At 67.1% G+C, this 16,030-nt stretch carries 14 protein-coding genes; 3 read left to right on the forward strand and 11 right to left on the reverse strand.

Annotated features, from left to right (window positions below; translation table 11 throughout):
- Positions 1-12: 12 nt before the first annotated feature.
- Entirely contained in the window at positions 13-1,005 is a 993-nt protein-coding gene (locus ACOEQ1_RS11160; RefSeq protein WP_419759320.1) for a sugar phosphate isomerase/epimerase family protein, read from the reverse strand.
- 142 nt (positions 1,006-1,147) lie between these two features.
- Here ACOEQ1_RS11160 and ACOEQ1_RS11165 point away from each other — a divergent pair, with 142 nt between their 5' ends.
- On the forward strand, positions 1,148-1,363 hold the full coding sequence (locus tag ACOEQ1_RS11165) for a hypothetical protein (protein ID WP_419759321.1): 216 nt from the start codon (positions 1,148-1,150) through the stop codon (positions 1,361-1,363).
- A 13-nt stretch (positions 1,364-1,376) separates the two neighbouring features.
- A complete protein-coding gene (locus tag ACOEQ1_RS11170) occupies positions 1,377-2,333 on the forward strand; it encodes a fumarylacetoacetate hydrolase family protein (protein WP_419759322.1) in 957 nt (318 codons plus the stop codon).
- Between the two features lie 7 nt (positions 2,334-2,340).
- Here the strand turns inward: ACOEQ1_RS11170 and ACOEQ1_RS11175 are convergent, their stop codons facing one another.
- Positions 2,341-3,171: an SDR family oxidoreductase gene (locus ACOEQ1_RS11175; protein WP_419759323.1), complete on the reverse strand. Its 831-nt coding sequence runs from the start codon at positions 3,169-3,171 to the stop codon at positions 2,341-2,343.
- Positions 3,172-3,269: 98 nt separating this feature from the next.
- On the opposite strand from ACOEQ1_RS11175, the gene ACOEQ1_RS11180 reads away from it, so the two are divergent.
- Positions 3,270-4,166 (forward strand): LysR family transcriptional regulator, encoded by an 897-nt coding sequence (locus ACOEQ1_RS11180; RefSeq protein ID WP_419759324.1) that lies wholly within the window; start codon positions 3,270-3,272, stop codon positions 4,164-4,166.
- Here the strand turns inward: ACOEQ1_RS11180 and ACOEQ1_RS11185 are convergent.
- The 9 genes from ACOEQ1_RS11185 to ACOEQ1_RS11225 all read right to left on the reverse strand — a co-directional run bounded on the left by ACOEQ1_RS11185 (position 4,163) and on the right by ACOEQ1_RS11225 (position 15,762).
- Positions 4,163-4,576, reverse strand: a complete 414-nt coding sequence (locus ACOEQ1_RS11185) for a MarR family winged helix-turn-helix transcriptional regulator (protein ID WP_419759325.1) — start codon at positions 4,574-4,576, stop codon at positions 4,163-4,165. The two genes, ACOEQ1_RS11180 and ACOEQ1_RS11185, sit on opposite strands and share 4 nt — an antisense overlap.
- On the reverse strand, positions 4,576-5,154 hold the full coding sequence (locus ACOEQ1_RS11190) for an amino acid synthesis family protein (protein WP_419759326.1): 579 nt from the start codon (positions 5,152-5,154) through the stop codon (positions 4,576-4,578). The genes ACOEQ1_RS11185 and ACOEQ1_RS11190 overlap by 1 nt, the downstream gene beginning before the upstream one ends.
- The gene (locus ACOEQ1_RS11195; RefSeq protein ID WP_419759327.1) at positions 5,151-5,735 is read right to left on the reverse strand and encodes an amino acid synthesis family protein; all 585 of its coding nucleotides are present in this window, start codon (positions 5,733-5,735) and stop codon (positions 5,151-5,153) included. The genes ACOEQ1_RS11190 and ACOEQ1_RS11195 overlap by 4 nt, the downstream gene beginning before the upstream one ends.
- Positions 5,702-6,598: a UPF0280 family protein gene (locus ACOEQ1_RS11200; protein WP_419759328.1), complete on the reverse strand. Its 897-nt coding sequence runs from the start codon at positions 6,596-6,598 to the stop codon at positions 5,702-5,704. The genes ACOEQ1_RS11195 and ACOEQ1_RS11200 overlap by 34 nt, the downstream gene beginning before the upstream one ends.
- The gene (locus ACOEQ1_RS11205; protein WP_419759329.1) at positions 6,595-8,049 is read right to left on the reverse strand and encodes a 6-hydroxynicotinate reductase; all 1,455 of its coding nucleotides are present in this window, start codon (positions 8,047-8,049) and stop codon (positions 6,595-6,597) included. Before ACOEQ1_RS11205 ends, ACOEQ1_RS11200 begins: the two co-directional genes overlap by 4 nt.
- 17 nt (positions 8,050-8,066) lie before the next feature.
- On the reverse strand, positions 8,067-11,582 hold the full coding sequence (locus ACOEQ1_RS11210; protein WP_419759330.1) for a molybdopterin cofactor-binding domain-containing protein: 3,516 nt from the start codon (positions 11,580-11,582) through the stop codon (positions 8,067-8,069).
- The gene (locus tag ACOEQ1_RS11215; protein ID WP_419759331.1) at positions 11,579-12,109 is read right to left on the reverse strand and encodes a (2Fe-2S)-binding protein; all 531 of its coding nucleotides are present in this window, start codon (positions 12,107-12,109) and stop codon (positions 11,579-11,581) included. Before ACOEQ1_RS11215 ends, ACOEQ1_RS11210 begins: the two co-directional genes overlap by 4 nt.
- 76 nt (positions 12,110-12,185) lie before the next feature.
- On the reverse strand, positions 12,186-13,166 hold the full coding sequence (locus ACOEQ1_RS11220; RefSeq protein ID WP_419759332.1) for an aldo/keto reductase: 981 nt from the start codon (positions 13,164-13,166) through the stop codon (positions 12,186-12,188).
- A 112-nt stretch (positions 13,167-13,278) separates the two neighbouring features.
- A complete protein-coding gene (locus ACOEQ1_RS11225; RefSeq protein WP_419759333.1) occupies positions 13,279-15,762 on the reverse strand; it encodes a putative bifunctional diguanylate cyclase/phosphodiesterase in 2,484 nt (827 codons plus the stop codon).
- Positions 15,763-16,030 lie beyond the last annotated feature (268 nt).

The raw sequence follows: 16,030 nt of genomic DNA on the forward strand, positions 1-16,030 counted from the left end.
ACGGATGGCCGTTCAAGGAGGGGCGCGCGATGGGCCGAGCAGCGCCTCCTGGATGATGCGTTGTCCCGCCACCGCATCCTGCCGGTTGAGCACCTCCGGGAGACGGTTATCGGCCTCGAGACGGTCGACGACGGTCAGCATGCCGCGGACGGTCGCAATGTTGGCCGAACATTCGGCGACCGGGTCGAGGCCGCTGATGTCCGGGAAAGTGTCGAAATAGATGGCGCCCTCGTAGCCGTCGCGCCGGATCTGGCGCAGCAGCTCGATGGTCTGGACAGTGTGGACGGCGCCGACCATCAGCCCGTCGTCGCGCTTGCCGTAGCCGTCGTTCAAATGGACGCCGAGCAGGCGGCAATGACGCGCCACGAGAGCCGCCGAACACGCCGGCTGTTCGCCCGCATAGAGCACATGGGCGAAGTCGAGCGTGACGCCGATGTTGGGTAGCCCGATCTCGCGGATGGCGAGCAAGGTCGTGCCGATATCGGCGAGCAGCGCATGGGCACGGGGCTCGTCGGGCTTGTATTCGATGCTGACGGCAATCTGCGGATTGTGGGCCGCGACCTCGGCGAGCCCAGCGATCTCGAGCGCCCAAAGCTGACCATAATCGGCGGCGAAGGCATGGTCGAAGCCATCCTGCCCGAGCCAGACGGTCATCAGATTTCCGCCGCATTGGGCCAGCGCGTCGAGACCGCGCTTCGTGAGGTCGATGGCGCGCCGCCTTACCATAGGGTCCGGATTGGTGAAGGCGCCCGCTTTGTACGCCGGGTCGCCGTAGTAGCGCATGGCGAAACCGTTGAGGGCGAGGCCGAGATCGGCGGCCTGCTTTGCCACCTCACCAGGCGGCCCGCTGCCGAGATGGTCGGGATAGTTGAGGTCGACGCCGGATAATCCCTCGACCGTGGCGGCACGCGCCATGAGCTGGCGCGTGCCGGGTTTGCCCGATCCGGCTGGCCAGTACAGCTCAGGCCGCGATGCAAACGAGTTGAGGCGTGTCGCGAACAGCACGAGACGACATCTCCCTTGGCCGATCTTGAGGTCCGGCCTTGCTGCGACTTTACTCAACGGAGACCGAAAGTAAAGTGAACTTCTGCGGTCTTGCCAGAAGCGGCGACGCCTCCCAAGCTCGGCCTACAGGGAGACAGCCGCCATGACCTACGAAGACCTTCTGCCCCAGAATCTTTTGCCCAAGGATCGGGAGCGCGCGACATTGATCGGCCGGGTCTTCGACCCCGCTGTCGGCGGTCCCTGCATCGTGCACCTGCGCGGCGATGTGCTGGTCGATGTGACGGGCGCGGGCCCAACGGTCTCGGCGCTTCTGGAAGGCGCGGATCCGGTGGCGGCTCTTCGAGGCCGTTCCGGCTGAGCGGAGCTGGCCCGTGGCCGAGGTGCTGGAAAACAGCATGGCGCGGCGGCATGACCAGCCGCATCTGCTGGCACCCTGCGATCTGCAGGCGGTGAAGGCCTGCGGCGTGACCTTCGCCCGATCCATGGTGGAGCGCGTGATCGAGGAACGGGCGCGGGGCGACTTCCGGGCGGCGGCAGCCATCCGCGAGCAGATCGGTAACGCCGTGGGTGGGCAGTTGCGCGACCTCAAGCCGGGCTCGCCCGAAGCCGCGCACGCGAAGGAGGTGCTGATGGAGGCCGGCTATTGGTCTCAGTATCTCGAAGTCGGCATAGGCCCGGATGCGGAGGTCTTCACGAAGGCGCCGGTCATGTCGTCCGTCGGGCTCGGCGCCGAGATCGGGATCCTGCGCAAGTCGGTCTGGAACAATCCAGAGCCGGAAGCGGTGGTGGTGGTCAACAGCCGTGGCGAGATCCTCGGCGCGACGCTCGGCAACGACGTAAACCTGCGCGATATCGAGGGGCGCAGCGCGCTGTTGCTTGGCAAGGCGAAGGACAACAACGCCTCCTCCACCATCGGGCCGTTCATCCGGCTGTTCGATGCGTCGTTCACGCTGGACGATGTCCGCGGCCTCGAACTATCGCTGAAGGTCAGCGGCGCGGACGATGGCTATGTGCTTGAGGGGTCAAGCTCGATGCGGGAGATCAGCCGCGACCCGACGGAGCTGGTGCAGCATACGATTGGGCGGCATCACCAGTATCCGGACGGGTTCGTGCTGTTTCTGGGCACGTTGTTCGCGCCGGTTCAGGATCGCGACCAGCCCGGCCAGGGTTTCACGCACAAGACAGGCGACCGGGTGGAGATCGCGGCGGCACCGCTCGGGACGCTGGTGAATATCGTAACCTATGCCGAGGAAGCCGCGCCTTGGGTGTTCGGGATCGGCGCGTTGATGCGGAACCTCGCTGGGCGGGGCTTGTTGGAGGCGAGTTGAGCACGGGCTATACGCCGGACCGATCTGCGGAATAAGCGATCTCACGCTGGCCCTCGACAGAGGCGAGCCGCTGCCCCAGGGCTTTCGATATCGAGTTGAATGCGCTGCTCCCGAGCGCGAGCCGTAGCGCCGGGATCGTTTCGTCAGCCGCGGCGATCATGGCAGCCGCGGTGCGTGCGGCATCACCCGCGAGCACGAAAGCGCCGCTGCTGATTGCCCGACGAACATCGCCCGCAGGCGTATCGCCATAGACGGCCATGGGTTCCGCCACGACGCAGCCATTCCTGAAGTTCGTGACGGTAGGCCCCGGTTCGGCGATGATGAAATCGATGCCGAACGACGCGACCTCCTGTGAGACGGCTTCGATGAAGCCTTCTATGCCCCATTTCGTTGCGTGGTAGAGGCTGAAGTTGGGGTAGGCGATCTGACCGCCCTCCGATGACACCTGAAGGATGCGGCCGCCGCCCTGTGCCCGCAGATGGGGCAATGCGGCCCGAATAAGTTGGATGGAACCGACGAGATTGGTCGCGATCTGCTGATCGATCTGCGTGTCCGTCAGTTCCTCGGCGGCGCCCACAAGTCCATAGCCGGCGTTGCTGACGACGACGTCGATGGTGCCCAGGCTGAATCCTTTGTCGATGGCGGCACGGATGCTTTCGGTATCCGTAAGTTCAAGCTTGAGGACATGGAGACTGTCGCCGTGATCTTGCTTGAGATCCGTCAGCGCGCCCTCGCGGCGTGCCGTTCCGATAACGACATCGCCACGCGCCAGAAGCTGGCGCGTCATCTCGCGCCCCAGGCCGGAGGAGGCGCCGGAAATGAACCAGGTCTTTTTCATGGGAACGGTCCTGTTGCTGTGCTCCCTGCACATAAGCAAAAGAGATTGGTGCTATAAGAAGCTGAAGTTCAACCAGCCTAGTGTGGAACTATTCACCAATGGTGAAACCGACGCTAAACGAGCTTGAGGCCTCTGCAGCCCTCGCGCACCATCTGAGCTTCCAGAAGGCCGCCGACACGATCGGGTGCTCACGCTCTACGCTCAGCCATACCGTCAGCGGACTCGAAAAGCGCCTGGGCGTCCGCTTGTTCAATCGAACGACCCGCAGCGTCTCGCTGACGGATGCCGGATCAAGGCTTCTGGAGCGGCTTGCGCCAATCTTGAGAGGGCTTAACGCTGCTTTGGATGAGGTCGCCGGAGAGCGGGGCGAGGCGAGCGGCACGTTGCGGATCAACGCCAGCAAGGGGCCGGCGCATTTCCTGCTTCGTCAGGTCGTGCCTGAGTTTCTCGCCCGCCATCCCCGTGTGGAGCTGGATCTCGTATCAGATGGACGGCTCGTCGATATCGTGGCGGAGAAGTTCGATGCCGGAGTAAGGCTTTACGAGACGATCCCGCGCGACATGGTGGCTGTGCGATTTGGTGGCGATGCGCGTTTCGTTGCGATCGCGTCTCCGGCTTACCTGATGGACAGCCCACCGTTGAAGACGCCCGACGATCTCCACCAACACCGCTGCATCCGCCAACGATTGCCGAGCGGAAAACGCTATCGTTGGGAGTTCAACAGGCGGGGTGAGGAGCTCGTGATCGACCCGCCCGGCCTGCTGACGCTGGACGACAACGACCTCATGGTGCAGGGGGCGATGGACGGCCTTGGCATTGCCTACGTCCCGGAAGCCTTCGCGCAAGAGGGTTTGCGCTCCAGCCGGCTTGTCCGGGTGCTGCCGGATTGGTGTCCGCCTTTTCCGGGTCTCGCGCTGTATTATCCCGGCAACCGTCACGTGCCAGCGGCTCTCCGCGCCTTCATCGACGTGCTGAAGGGCACAGCAAGAGACTAACGCATCTTTCCCAGCAGCGCGAAAAGCTGCCCGGCCTCCTCGTCGTCCAGAGGCGCCAAGGTCTCACGGGTGATCGCGCCCGCCGCATCAAGATTGCGGAGCGTCGTCTCCCGCCCCTGCTCCGTCAGATCGACGATCAGCTTGCGCCGGTCCTCCGCGTCCTGGAGCCTTAGAACCAGACCTCGCACCACAAGACGATCGACCGTGCCCTTCACCGTCGCCGCGTCCATGTAAACGGCGCGACCTAGCGCCGTCTGCGACGTCCGTCCGATCTCGAGCAGCTTGGCGAGCACCGCCCATTGCATGGGCGTCAGCCCGTCGCCCATCAGCTGCGAGAAGATCGTCGTGTGGCGCTGGGTGACCTGCCGCAACAGGAAGCCGATCTGGTCGTCCAGCACGTAGCTTGTCACTAGCGCAGCCCATCCTGGCCGACGATCTCCGTCTTCGACAATCCGCCGACGCGGGCCAGCGGCCGGCCACTGTCGGTCACCACCACCGCCACGAGAATTTCGTCCGCACGCGGCGCATCCGCGATGGTGACCGCCATCGCGTCGAAGTGGCTGCGGACATAAGCCGCGTTGCGATGTCCGAGCGGAACGTCGATGACCCCGCCCATGCCTCCGCGCTTCTTGGCCGACGGCACCAGAGCCGCACCGCCACCCAGCACCGCGCGCATCGGCGCACCCAGCTTTGGATGCAGGATCGCCGCCGCATGCTCGATCTCGCCCGCCTCGCCGACGATCGCCGCCTTGCCGTAGCTCTCGACGGCCTCGGGCGCGATGCCCAGCGCCGCCACCGCACGCTGCGTCAGAAGCTCTCCAAGCGCTGCGCCGATATCGGTGAGGACGGAAAGATCGGCCTCGAAACGGCCGGCGAAGGGATTGGCGATGACCGCTATCGCCGCCGCGCGGCGGGTGGGCGGCGCGACCGGCTGGCCCATCTCGACCAGAACCTCGTCCGTGATGGTGACGAGCTTGCGGAGCTTCATCGCAACCCGTCCTCGCCACGGATGTCGGCAGCGGCAAGACCGCCCATGCGGGCGTGGATGCGCGGGCCGGTCGTCATGACGAGCACGAAGGCGAGTTCGTCGGCGCGCGGCCCATCCGGCACGCCGACTTCCATCGCGTCGAAATGGCTGCGGACGTAGGAGGCGTTGATGTGGGTCACCGGCACGTCCAGCCGGGTGCCGGGTCCGCCGACCTTCTTGGCCGAAGCGACGATGGCCTTGGCGTCGCCCAGCACCGCCCGCATGCCGTATCCGCCCGGCGCATGCCAGAGCGCGCCATGCTCCAGCTCGCCCGCCGCGCCGACGATGGCGCCCTTGCCGTAGCCCTGCACCACCGAGGGGTCGCCGCCGAGCGCGGCCACCAGACGCTGCGCCATGTCCAGGCCGAGCGGCTCCAGGGTCTTCATGAAGAAGGCGATGTCCTCGACGTAGCGGCCGGCGAAGGGGTTGGCGATCACGCTGATGGCCGCCGCGCGCCGGAGCGGCACGGAGGCGACGGGGCCGCCCTCGTGGAAGATCTCCTCGACCGTCAGCAGGCGCTTGCGAAGTTCGATGTCAGGCATGGGTTCGTTCCCTTCCACAGTGTTCTTGTCTCGCCCTGAAGATGCAGTGCGGCGCCGACGATCAGCCCCTCGGCGCGGAGTTGCTCGGCGCGGCGTAACCCGCTCGTCAAGGCGGTATCGATCTCGGCAGCGGTCAGGGGCGACACGTCGCGGGTGACGGGCATTTCGCCAAGGTCGCTGTCGGGCTGGAGCTCCTGCGCCGGGCAGCGGCGAACGCCGGGGTGGCCGGGCAGATCGACGGCGTTGGCGATGACGGTCGCGGCGGCGTCGGCGGCGGCCGCAGTCGGGGCGAGGACCGTCACCGCATCGGCGATGCCGAGCGAGAAGCTGCGCCCATGGCGGCCGCTGGTGGCCAGGCCGCGCACCCGGTCCCCGTGGCTGATGGTGAGGCTGCCGAAAAGATCGACGGCGCCAAGTTCGGGCCGTGCGACCATGCCGATGCGGATGCTCTGGCCCGGCGCCAGATGGAGCGCGATGTCGCCGCCGTTGTTAACGGCGGCTCGCAGCAACGGCGCCTCTTCGAGCATCGCGGCGAGGACTTCCTCCGCGACGGCTCCGGCGACCGCCGCCATGGGCGTGATGAAGCCGAACCGCGCCAGGGGCTCGACCGCCGCGCGCATGCGCCGCGCGATAGGGCCGCTTGGCCACGGCGAGCCGAACCCTGCCGGTGCGCGCAGAAGCGGCAGTTCGGCGCAGAGCTCGTCGAGGATGGCGGCGAAGCTGTCGCTGGCGGCACGATACGCAGCGTCGACCGCGTCGGCGGCACCGTCGGCGAGGAGGATGATGTCGATCGGGCCGTCTTGTAGATGGAGACGCGGCGACGCTCCCGGCAGCAACTGCGCCGATGCTCGAACGCCCCTCATGGCGACAGAGGCGTCAGCGGCCAGGGATTATCCGGATCGGCACCCAACCGGCGATGCGGTGCGGCAGGATCGAGCGAGGCCGCCGGCCGCACATGATCCATGTAGCCGCCCATCGCTTTGTACTGCGCCAGGGGCATGGTGAACTCGATCGGCGCCACGAGGGCGGGCGTCGGCACGTAGCCGAAGGCGTTCTCCGGAAGCCGCGTCACATCGACCATGAAGGTGATGCCGCCGCCCGGCCAGAGATAGACCGGCGCGCCACCACAGGTCAGCCGCGTCACGCCGTGCGACACCGACCGCGTGAGGCGCACGGGATTGTCGGTGACGCCCGCGCGGAGCGAGCCGCCGGCGCCGCCGATGAAGACGACGCTGCACAGGGCGGGCTCGCAGTTCTCGGAGATGCGCGCGACGGAGTCTGCAAGCAGTGTTGGCAACGGCCGCGCTACCGGGCGCAGGGCCTCATCGAGTTCGTAATAGCCGGCATGCTCGCCAGTGGTGCTCACCATGAGCATGGTGAGGCCGGGCCGCGCATGTTTCGGGTCGAATGGGTCGAGGATGGAGAGCGGATCGGAGATGTCGGTGCCGCCCCAGCCGGTGCCGGGATGCGCCACCTGGAAGTAGCGCCCCGGCGTCGAGCGCCGTCCGCGCATGCGGATGCCGGTCGGCGGGATATCGAGCAGCTTGCCGGCCTGATGCTCCGACAGCACGCCGGTGATGTGGTCGTCGACCACCACGACCTCATCGACCTTTCCGAGCCATTGCGGCGCGAAGATGCCGATGGTGGCCGAGCCGCAGCCCACCCGCATCTTCGTCTCGGCGACGCCGTTGACGATCGGCGCGGCGCCCGCCCGCACGATGACGGTTGCACCGTCATCGATCGCCAGTTCGACCGGTTGCGCGTTGGAGAGTGCGAGCAGCGTTTCACAGGTGACGCGGCCCTCCTTCTTGGTGCCGCCGGTGAGGTGCCCGACGCCGCCGAGCGACAGCATCTGCGAGCCGTATTCGCCCGTCGTCACATGGCCGACGGGCTCGCCCTGGGCGCGCACGAGGGCGCGCTCCGGCCCCAGATGCCGGTCCGTATCGATCTTCACCTTGACGCCGCAATAGCTGAACACGCCCTCGGTCACGACGGTGACCATGTCGACGCCATCGACCTCGGTGGAGACGATGAAGGGTGCGGGCTTGTAGTCCGGGTAGGTCGTGCCCGCGCCGATGGCGGTGACGAAAGTCTCTGCGCCGCGCACGAGTTGGCCGTCCCAATCCGGCTGGCTCTGGAATGCGACGAGCGGGCCGCCTTGCGCCATCGTCCGTTCCAGCAGCACGAGGGGATCGACGCGCACGAGTTCGCCGTCTGCATTGGCGTAGCGGTCGCAGGCGCCGGTGAGGCCTGGGCGGATGTTGCACATCACCGGGCAGGCATCGCAACGGACGGTAGCCGTCGGATCAGCCATGGGCGTTCCATTCGCGTTCATGAGCCTGACCCTGCGTTGCGGAGGCGCGCGACCGTCTGCGGCAGGTCGGCCCAAGCCTGCTGGTTGGGGGCGTAGTGGCGGCGAAGGAAGCCCACGAGGTCGGCGATCTGGTCGTCGTTCAGAGAGTTCGCGAAGCCGGGCATCGCGCCGAGTTCGTCCCGCGCCGGGGCCTGAATGCCGCCCAGGATGGTGCGGATGAGATTATCCGGGTGGGCGCTTTGCAGGTTTGTGTTGAAGGCGAGGTTAGGCTGCACGCCGAATTGCGGCAGAGCCCCCGGTTCATGACAGGCGGCGCAGGCACCCTGATAGATGCGCGCGCCCGACCCCGCCGAGGCCAGCATGGCGTCCGGCGTCCGCGCCGTGATTGCGGTGGCAAGCCGCGACTCGGTCTCGGGCGTCACGGCCGGACCCAGTGAGGCGAGGTAGTGCGCCATCGCGCGGAGGTCGGCGTCGGGCAGCGCCGCCATCTCGCGCACCACCGGTCCCATCGAACCGGCCGCCGGACCGTGCAGCGCCGAGTAGCCGGTGCGGAGATAGGTGTAGAGTTCGGCCTCAGACCACGGGATAGGGGCGTGCGAGAGGCCGTTGAGCGGCGGCGCTTCCCAGCCCTCGGCCCAGCCACCCGCGAAGGCGCGGGATGCGGATTCGGCGCCGAGACCGTTGCGCGGCGTGTGGCAGCCGCCGCAATGGCCGAGCCCCTCCACCAGATAGGCGCCCCGGTTCCACAGGGGCGAGCGGGCCGGATCGGGTTGATAGGCGCCGGGGCGGTGGAACAAGACGTTCCAGCTCGCCATGAGCGGCCAGAGGTTGAAGGGGAAAGCGAGATCGGTCTTTGCCGGCACGAAGCGAACGGCGGGACGAGACATGAGGTAAGCATAGAGCGCCTGCAGGTCGTCATCCGATGTGCGGGTGAAGTCGGTATAGGGGAAGACCGGGTAGAGATGCCGCCCGCTGCGGCTGATGCCATGGCGCATGGCGCGCTCGAAGGCCGCGTAGGACCATGCGCCGATCCCGGTCTCCACGTCCGGCGTGATGTTGCGGCTGTACACCGTGCCGAAATCGGTCTCGATACCCAACCCGCCGGCGTAAGGCTGGCCACCCGGTGCAGTATGGCAGACCGCGCAATCGCCGAGCGCCGCCAGCATCCGGCCCCGCGCGATGGTGGCGGCGGAGTAGAGCGTCGGATCGGGCGGGGAAACGGCGCTGATCGACGGCCGCCAGGGCATTGCCGTCACCGCGAGCGTCATCATCCCTGCGATGCCGAGGCCGAGACCAGCCCAGAAGCCGCGCCTGCGTTTGACTGGGGGCGCCTCGGCGGGAGGCGCGATACCGGCGGCCTGGAGCCCGGCACGGACGCGCTCCGGCGTGAACGGCAGCTCACGGAAGCGCACGCCGGTGGCGTCATAGATCGCGTTGGCGATGGCGGCGGCACTCGGCACGGAGGCGGACTCGCCCACACCCAGCGGCGGCTGGTCCTGGCGCGGGACCATCATCACGTCGATGGGCGGCACCTCGGGGAAGGTGATGATGGGGTAGCCGCCCCATTCCTTCGTCGCGACGGCGGTCGAGGTGAAGGTCACTTGCTCCTTCAGCACGCGGCTGACGGACTGGATGACGTTGCCGTGGATCTGGTGCTGGACCCCGGCGGGATTGATCATCAGCCCGGAATCCTGCCCGACGGTGACGCGCGTCAGAGCGACATCGCCGGTGGTCTTGTTGACCTCGACATCGGCGACCCAGGCCGACCAGGCGGCGGGAACGCCGGGGAACTTGCCGTGCACGTAAACGGCGTAGGCGAAGCCGCGGCCTCGCAGGATATCGCCCTCGCCGCCCAGGCTTCCGGGTTCGGTATGCGGCACCCAGCCGACCCGATCGGCCATGGCGTGCACGAGATCGACGGCGCGCGGGTCATGCAGATAGCGCAGCCGGTATTCGATGGGATCGACATGGGCCTCGGCCGCCGCCTCGTCGATCCAGGATTCGTGGGCGAAACTATTGGGCATCGAGGAGACGCCGCGCAGCCAGGAAGCGCGGACGATGGGCGGCATGTCGTGCGCGGTGACCCGGATGGTGTCGTAGCTGTAGGGCGGGATCGCGGTGCGGTCGCCCATCTCGAAGACCATCGGGACCGGCGGGATGGCGCCCGTCAGCAGCGAGGCCAGCAGCGGCGCTCCGTTCGACGGGTAACGCACGGAGAAGTCGTACGCGGCGACATCGCCCTGCGCGGTCAACCCGCCACGGACCTCCATGAGCTGAGCCGTGCCCTTCGGCTCCCAGGCGGTTTCCTGCTCGCGGGTGAGTTGTACGCGCACCGGACGCCCGACGGCGCGGGACAACAGCGCGGCGTCGCCACCGACATCGTCGGCACAGTTGCGGCCATAGCAGCCGGCGGCCTCCATGCGGATGATGGTGATGGCGGCCTCGTCCATGCCGAGCAGCCGGGCGACATCGGCCCGCAGCATGTGCGGGTTCTGGGTGCCGGACCAGAGCGTCAGCCCCTCCGGCCTGTAATCCGCGAGCGAGCACGACGGCCCGATCGAGCCGTGCAGGTGGTAGGGCCAGATATAGGTGCGGTCCATCGGCACTGCCGCGCCCGCACGGGCGGCATCGACATCGCCCCGGTGCAGAAGCTCGCGCGGCGTGCTCGGGTTGGCGCGGAGCGCGGTCGGGATATCGGTGAGGTCCGGCAGCGCCGGCGTCGGCTTCCAGGTAACCCGCAACCGCTCTGCGGCGAGCGCCGCCTGCTCCTCCCGCTCGGCGACTATCCCGATGAAATCGCCGATGACGACGGTGGCGACGACACCGGGAATGCCGGCGATGGACGCCTCGTCGACAGCGACGAGGCTGGTGCCGACAAAAGGCCCAGCATCGAGCCCGGCGTAGGGCGGGCGGACGACGCGTCCGTGCAGCATCCCGGGCACCCGCATGTCATGGACATAGACGAGGCCGCCGGTCGCTTTCGCCGGCAGATCGACGCGCGGAACAGGCTGGCCGACGATCCGGTAGCCCTCGGCCGGCTTCAGCGGCGCGTCCGGGTCGATGCGGACGATCAGGCGCTCGCCGGCGACGAGTTCGCCGAAGGAGAGCGCGCGGTTGTCAGGCGGCGGCGCGATCACCACGCCGTTCTCGATGCGGAGGTCGGCCGCGGGCAGGCTGAGGCGCTCGGCCGCGAGAGCGGTCAGCGCCTGCCGCGCCGTAGCCGCCGCCTGACGCAATGGCTTGGCTGTCACCTGGATAGTCTCGCTGGCGATGGTCGGCCCCTGGTTGGGGGTGCGCCCCGTGTCGCCCAGCACCACCGTCACGCGGTCGAACGGGACATCGAGTTCCTCGGCGACGATCTGGCCGAGCGCGGTGCCGATGCCGGTGCCAAGATCGACATGACCGTTGAAGGCCGTGACGCGGCCATCGGCACCGACGATGACGAAGATTTCCAAGGCCACGGGGCCGGGTATGTCGCGGACGACCAGCAGCTGGTCGGGGCGGCTCAGGTAGTCCTGGGTCGTGGCGCTCATGCCGCCGCCGCCGCCGCTCGCACCGCCGCGCGCATGATCTCGACATGCGCGCCGCAGCGGCAGAGGTTGTAGCGGAGCGCCTGGGCGATGGCGGCCTCGGCCGGGTGAGGATCACGCCGCAGCAGTGCGGCGACCGTCATGATCATCCCGTTGAGGCAGTACCCGCATTGCGCGCCCTGCTCGGCGATGAAGGCGGCCTGCACCGGGTGAGGACGCTCGGGGGTGCCGAGGCCTTCGAGCGTCGTGATCTCTCGCTCGCCGACGATGCCGACGGGGATGCAGCAGGATCGCGCCGCAACCCCGTCGATGAGAACTGTGCAGGCACCGCACTCGCCGAGGCCGCAGCCGTATTTCGGGCCATTGAGGGCGAGATCGTTGCGGAGAACGAACAGGAGCGGCGTCTCGGGCGCGATGTCGAGAGAGTGGGTCCCGCCGTTGACGCGGAGGCTAAGCAGGCGCGCGGACGAATGCGCCTGCCCGACGCCCTTGAGCCCCTCGCCTGTCAGGTGCTGGCCTTCCAGACCCATCGCGCGCCGACATCCGATCGTTTGTACACATACGACTTTGGGTGCGGCGGCGCCCCGCTGTCAACGGGTTTCAGGTTTATGAGAAGCCGGCCACGGCATGCGGGACGTAAGGCTCCTCAAGCTGTGCCACTTCGGCTGGGGAGAGCTTGATCTCGACCGCCGCCAAGGCCTCGGTGAGCTGGTTCAGCTTCGTGGCGCCGACGATCGGCGCCGTGATGCCCGGCTTGCCGAGCAACCAGGCGAGCGCGATCTGAGCCCGGGAAACGCCACGCTCGGACGCCAGGGCGGCGACCCGCTCCACCACGGCCCGGTCGGCATCGGCGGTCTTCGCATAGAGCGTCTTGCCGAACTCGTCGGTCTCCGAGCGCGCGCTGCGGTCATCCCAGTCACGGGTAAGTCTGCCCCGCGCCAGAGGGCTCCACGGGATCACGCCTATCCCCTCCTTCCGGCAAAGCGGCAGCATCTCGCGCTCCTCCTCCCGATAAAGAAGATTGACGTAGTTCTGCATGCTGACGAAGCGCGTCCAGCCATGACGCTCGGCGACGGCAAGCGCCTGGGCGAACTGCCACGCGTACATCGAGGAGGCGCCGATGTAGCGCGCCTTCCCGGCCTTCACCACGTCGTGCAGCGCCTCCATTGTTTCCTCGATCGGCGTTGCCGGGTCCCAGCGATGGATCTGGTACAGGTCGACGTATTCGACGCCGAGGCGGCGCAGACTGGCGTCGATCTCGCTCATGATGGCACGGCGCGAGAGCCCGGCGCCGTTCGGCCCCGGCCGCATGCGGCCATGAACCTTGGTGGCGATGACAACCTCGTCCCGCGTCGAGAAGTCCTTCAGCGCGCGGCCGACGATCTCCTCGCTGGTGCCGTCCGAGTAGACGTTGGCGGTGTCGAAGAAGTTGATGCCTCCCTCAAGCGCCTTCCTGATGAAGGGGCGGCTGTCCTCCTCGCTCAGCGTCCAGAGATGGTTGCCGCGCTCCGAGATGCCGTAGCTCATGCAGCCGAGACAGATGCGCGACACATCGAGGCCGGTCCGGCCTAGTTTCACATAATCCATTGATTGTCTCCTGTAGCGGCCTTGCCCTGATCCGTGCGGCCGCAGGGACCATAACCCTGCCCATCACCGGCGCGCCACTCGCGCAGGGACACAGTAGAGTGTTCTGGGCCGCCTAACGGATACCAAGGCCGACGGGCTCTTCCGAGGCCGGAAGGCTCGGCACGATGTATTCGCCGGTCGCGATCTTGTGCCGGACACTGGCCGCCGACTGGGGGCGATCGAACAGATATCCCTGCACGTAGGTGCATCCCATCGCGGCCAGCAACCGCCACTGTTCCTCGGTTTCGACGCCCTCGGCCGTCGTCGTCATGCTGAGGTTCCGGGCCAGCGACACTACCGCCTCGATGATCGGCATCGCATCGTCCTTCTTGTTCAGACCCATGATGAACGACCGGTCGATCTTGATCTTGTCGAAGGGCAACTGCCGCAGATAGCTGAGCGATGCGTATCCGGTTCCGAAATCATCGAGCGCGATGGTGACGCCAAGCGACCTGAGTTGCCGAAGAACCACCGACACCTGCTCGCTGTCGCGGAGCAGAGCCCCTTCCGTGATTTCAAGCTCCAGCCTGGATGGATCGAGCCCTGCGTCATTCAGGGCAGACTCGACGATCCCGACCAGCCCGCGCCCGGCGAACTGCACGGGCGAGAGGTTGACGGCAAGCCTTACCTGACAGGGCCAACGCGTCGCTTCGGCGCAGGCCCGCCGCAGGACCATCTCGCCGATGGGCACGATCAGCCGGCTTTCCTCCGCGATAGGGATGAAACGCCCCGGCGCGACACTGCCGAGGCTGTGGTGGTTCCAGCGCAGCAAGCCCTCGAACTGGACGAGCTCCCCCGTCTCCGCCTGGACAACCGGCTGGTAGAAAATCTCGAACTGATCCTCCTTGAGCGCCGTGCGCAGATCGGCGGTGATGGTGCTGCGCGTCTGCACCTCCTGCTGCATCTCCGGCTCGAAGAACTGCCATGTGTTGCGGCCGGCGGCCTTCGCCCGGTAGAGCGCCATGTCCGCGTTGCGGAAAAGATGCTCGGCGTCGGTCGTCCCCTCGTCCTCGACCGCGATGCCGAGGCTGATGCTCGAGGATATACGGCGCCCCTCAAGGTCATAGGGCTGGTCGATGCTATCGACGAGACGTTGCGCCAGGGCCAGAGTATCGGTCCGGTCCCGCGGCATCATCTGCAGGATGGCGAATTCGTCGCCGCCCAGGCGGGCGACGAGGTCCTCCTCCCGCACCGACGCTCTCAGACGCTGCGCGATCGTGACCAGAAGCATGTCCCCGGCGAGATGTCCGAGCGTGTCGTTCACGTCCTTGAAGTCGTCGACATCGACGAACAGAAGCGCGAAACGCCGCCGGTTGACCCGGTTGGCGAGAAGATGGTTCAGCCGCAAGGTGAAGGCGAGCCGGTTGGGAAGACCGGTCAGGACATCGTGGTGCGCCAGATACTCCGTGTTGGCCTCGACCTTGCGGCGTTCGCTGATGTCTTCGTAGGTGACGACCCAGCCACCTTCCGACATCGGCACATAGACGACCTGGATCGAGGCGTGATCGGTCTCGGCATAGAACTGCCCGCCTTCCCCCGCGGACCAGATGCCGGACAGGCGCTGATGTATTTCGCTGATCAACAACAGCGGTTGCGCCTGCCGCTCCATCGTCACATGGAGGAGCTCGTCCAGCCCGGCTCCTGGCTCGACCTCCTGCGGCCGCAGCCCGAACATCTCGCGGAACCGCTTGTTGCAGACGATCAGCCGCCGGTCGTCGCCTGCCATCAGCAGACCCTGCGACATGTTGTTCAGGGCAGCATCGAAGCGGGCGTTCTGGATCCGCAGGGCCTCGTCGCGCCCGCGCAGCGTCGCGTTCTGCATAGCCAGGCTCTCGTTCGCAGCAGCGACGGCGGCGTGGGCCGTGCTCAGCGCGGAACTTGTGCGGCGCAGATCATCCGCCAGCGCGGTGAGCCTCTCGTTGGCTCTCAGCATCAGCCGGTTGTCGCGGAGCAACAGGATGATCAGGAGAACGCCGATCGCGATCAGGCCGAAGTTGACTGCGGAGGAGATGAAATGGAGCCGCCTGAGCCGGTCCTGATCCCATTCAATCTGATTGCTGACGAGCGTGCTGGTGACGGCGGTCAGCCGCGTCATCCCGGCATCGAGCGGGGCGAGCAGGTCGCCGATCTGGTCCGCGACGCCGGCCTGTCCGAGCTTCGGAAGCAGGGGCCCGATCGCGTCGACGTTCTGCGTGAGCACCTGGACGACGCCGTCCGTCTCGACATGGCCGGAGATGAAGCGGAGGAAGGACGGCCGGTTGAGCACGTCCAGACGGTTCTGGAGGATCTCGTAGCGAAGCGCGACGATACTTGCCGAGGCGTCCGGCCGGTTAAGGGCGAACGCGCCCACGGCGTCCTGCAGGCGCAGGAGCTCGATCGCCCCCTGCCCGGCGTCAAAGGCATCGTCGTAGCTCGCGAGCCGGTTGACCGTCGTGTCCTGCTGAATGGTCAGGAACGACGTAGAAGCCGCGGCGATGGCGAACAGCAGCAGGACGGCAAATAGCGGAAGTCTGGCTTCGCGCCTGAGTTCGCGGGTGGTCTTGCTTCGCCGCGACATCAACTAAGACGTTCGTGCGCCGGCTGCGGGCCGCCTACAGGAGCACGACCGTCCGGCGCAAGACGTAACTGACGGCAAGGCAAACACTGGTGCGAACCGTTTCTCCAACCGGGTCCGGAAAAACTCCGCCGCCCCACCCATGCCGCGCGACCTCTCTCGACGTTTGCCAACCCTCCCGCAGAGGAGGGTGACGACAGCTACACCCTTCGGAGTAGGCAGGGCGCGCGCCTCCAGTCAATGTTTTATACAATCTACCCGGTGAGCCAAG

The sequence above is a fragment of the Acidisoma sp. genome (genome assembly GCF_965199065.1).
In the GTDB taxonomy this organism is placed as follows: Bacteria; Pseudomonadota; Alphaproteobacteria; order Acetobacterales; family Acetobacteraceae; genus Acidisoma.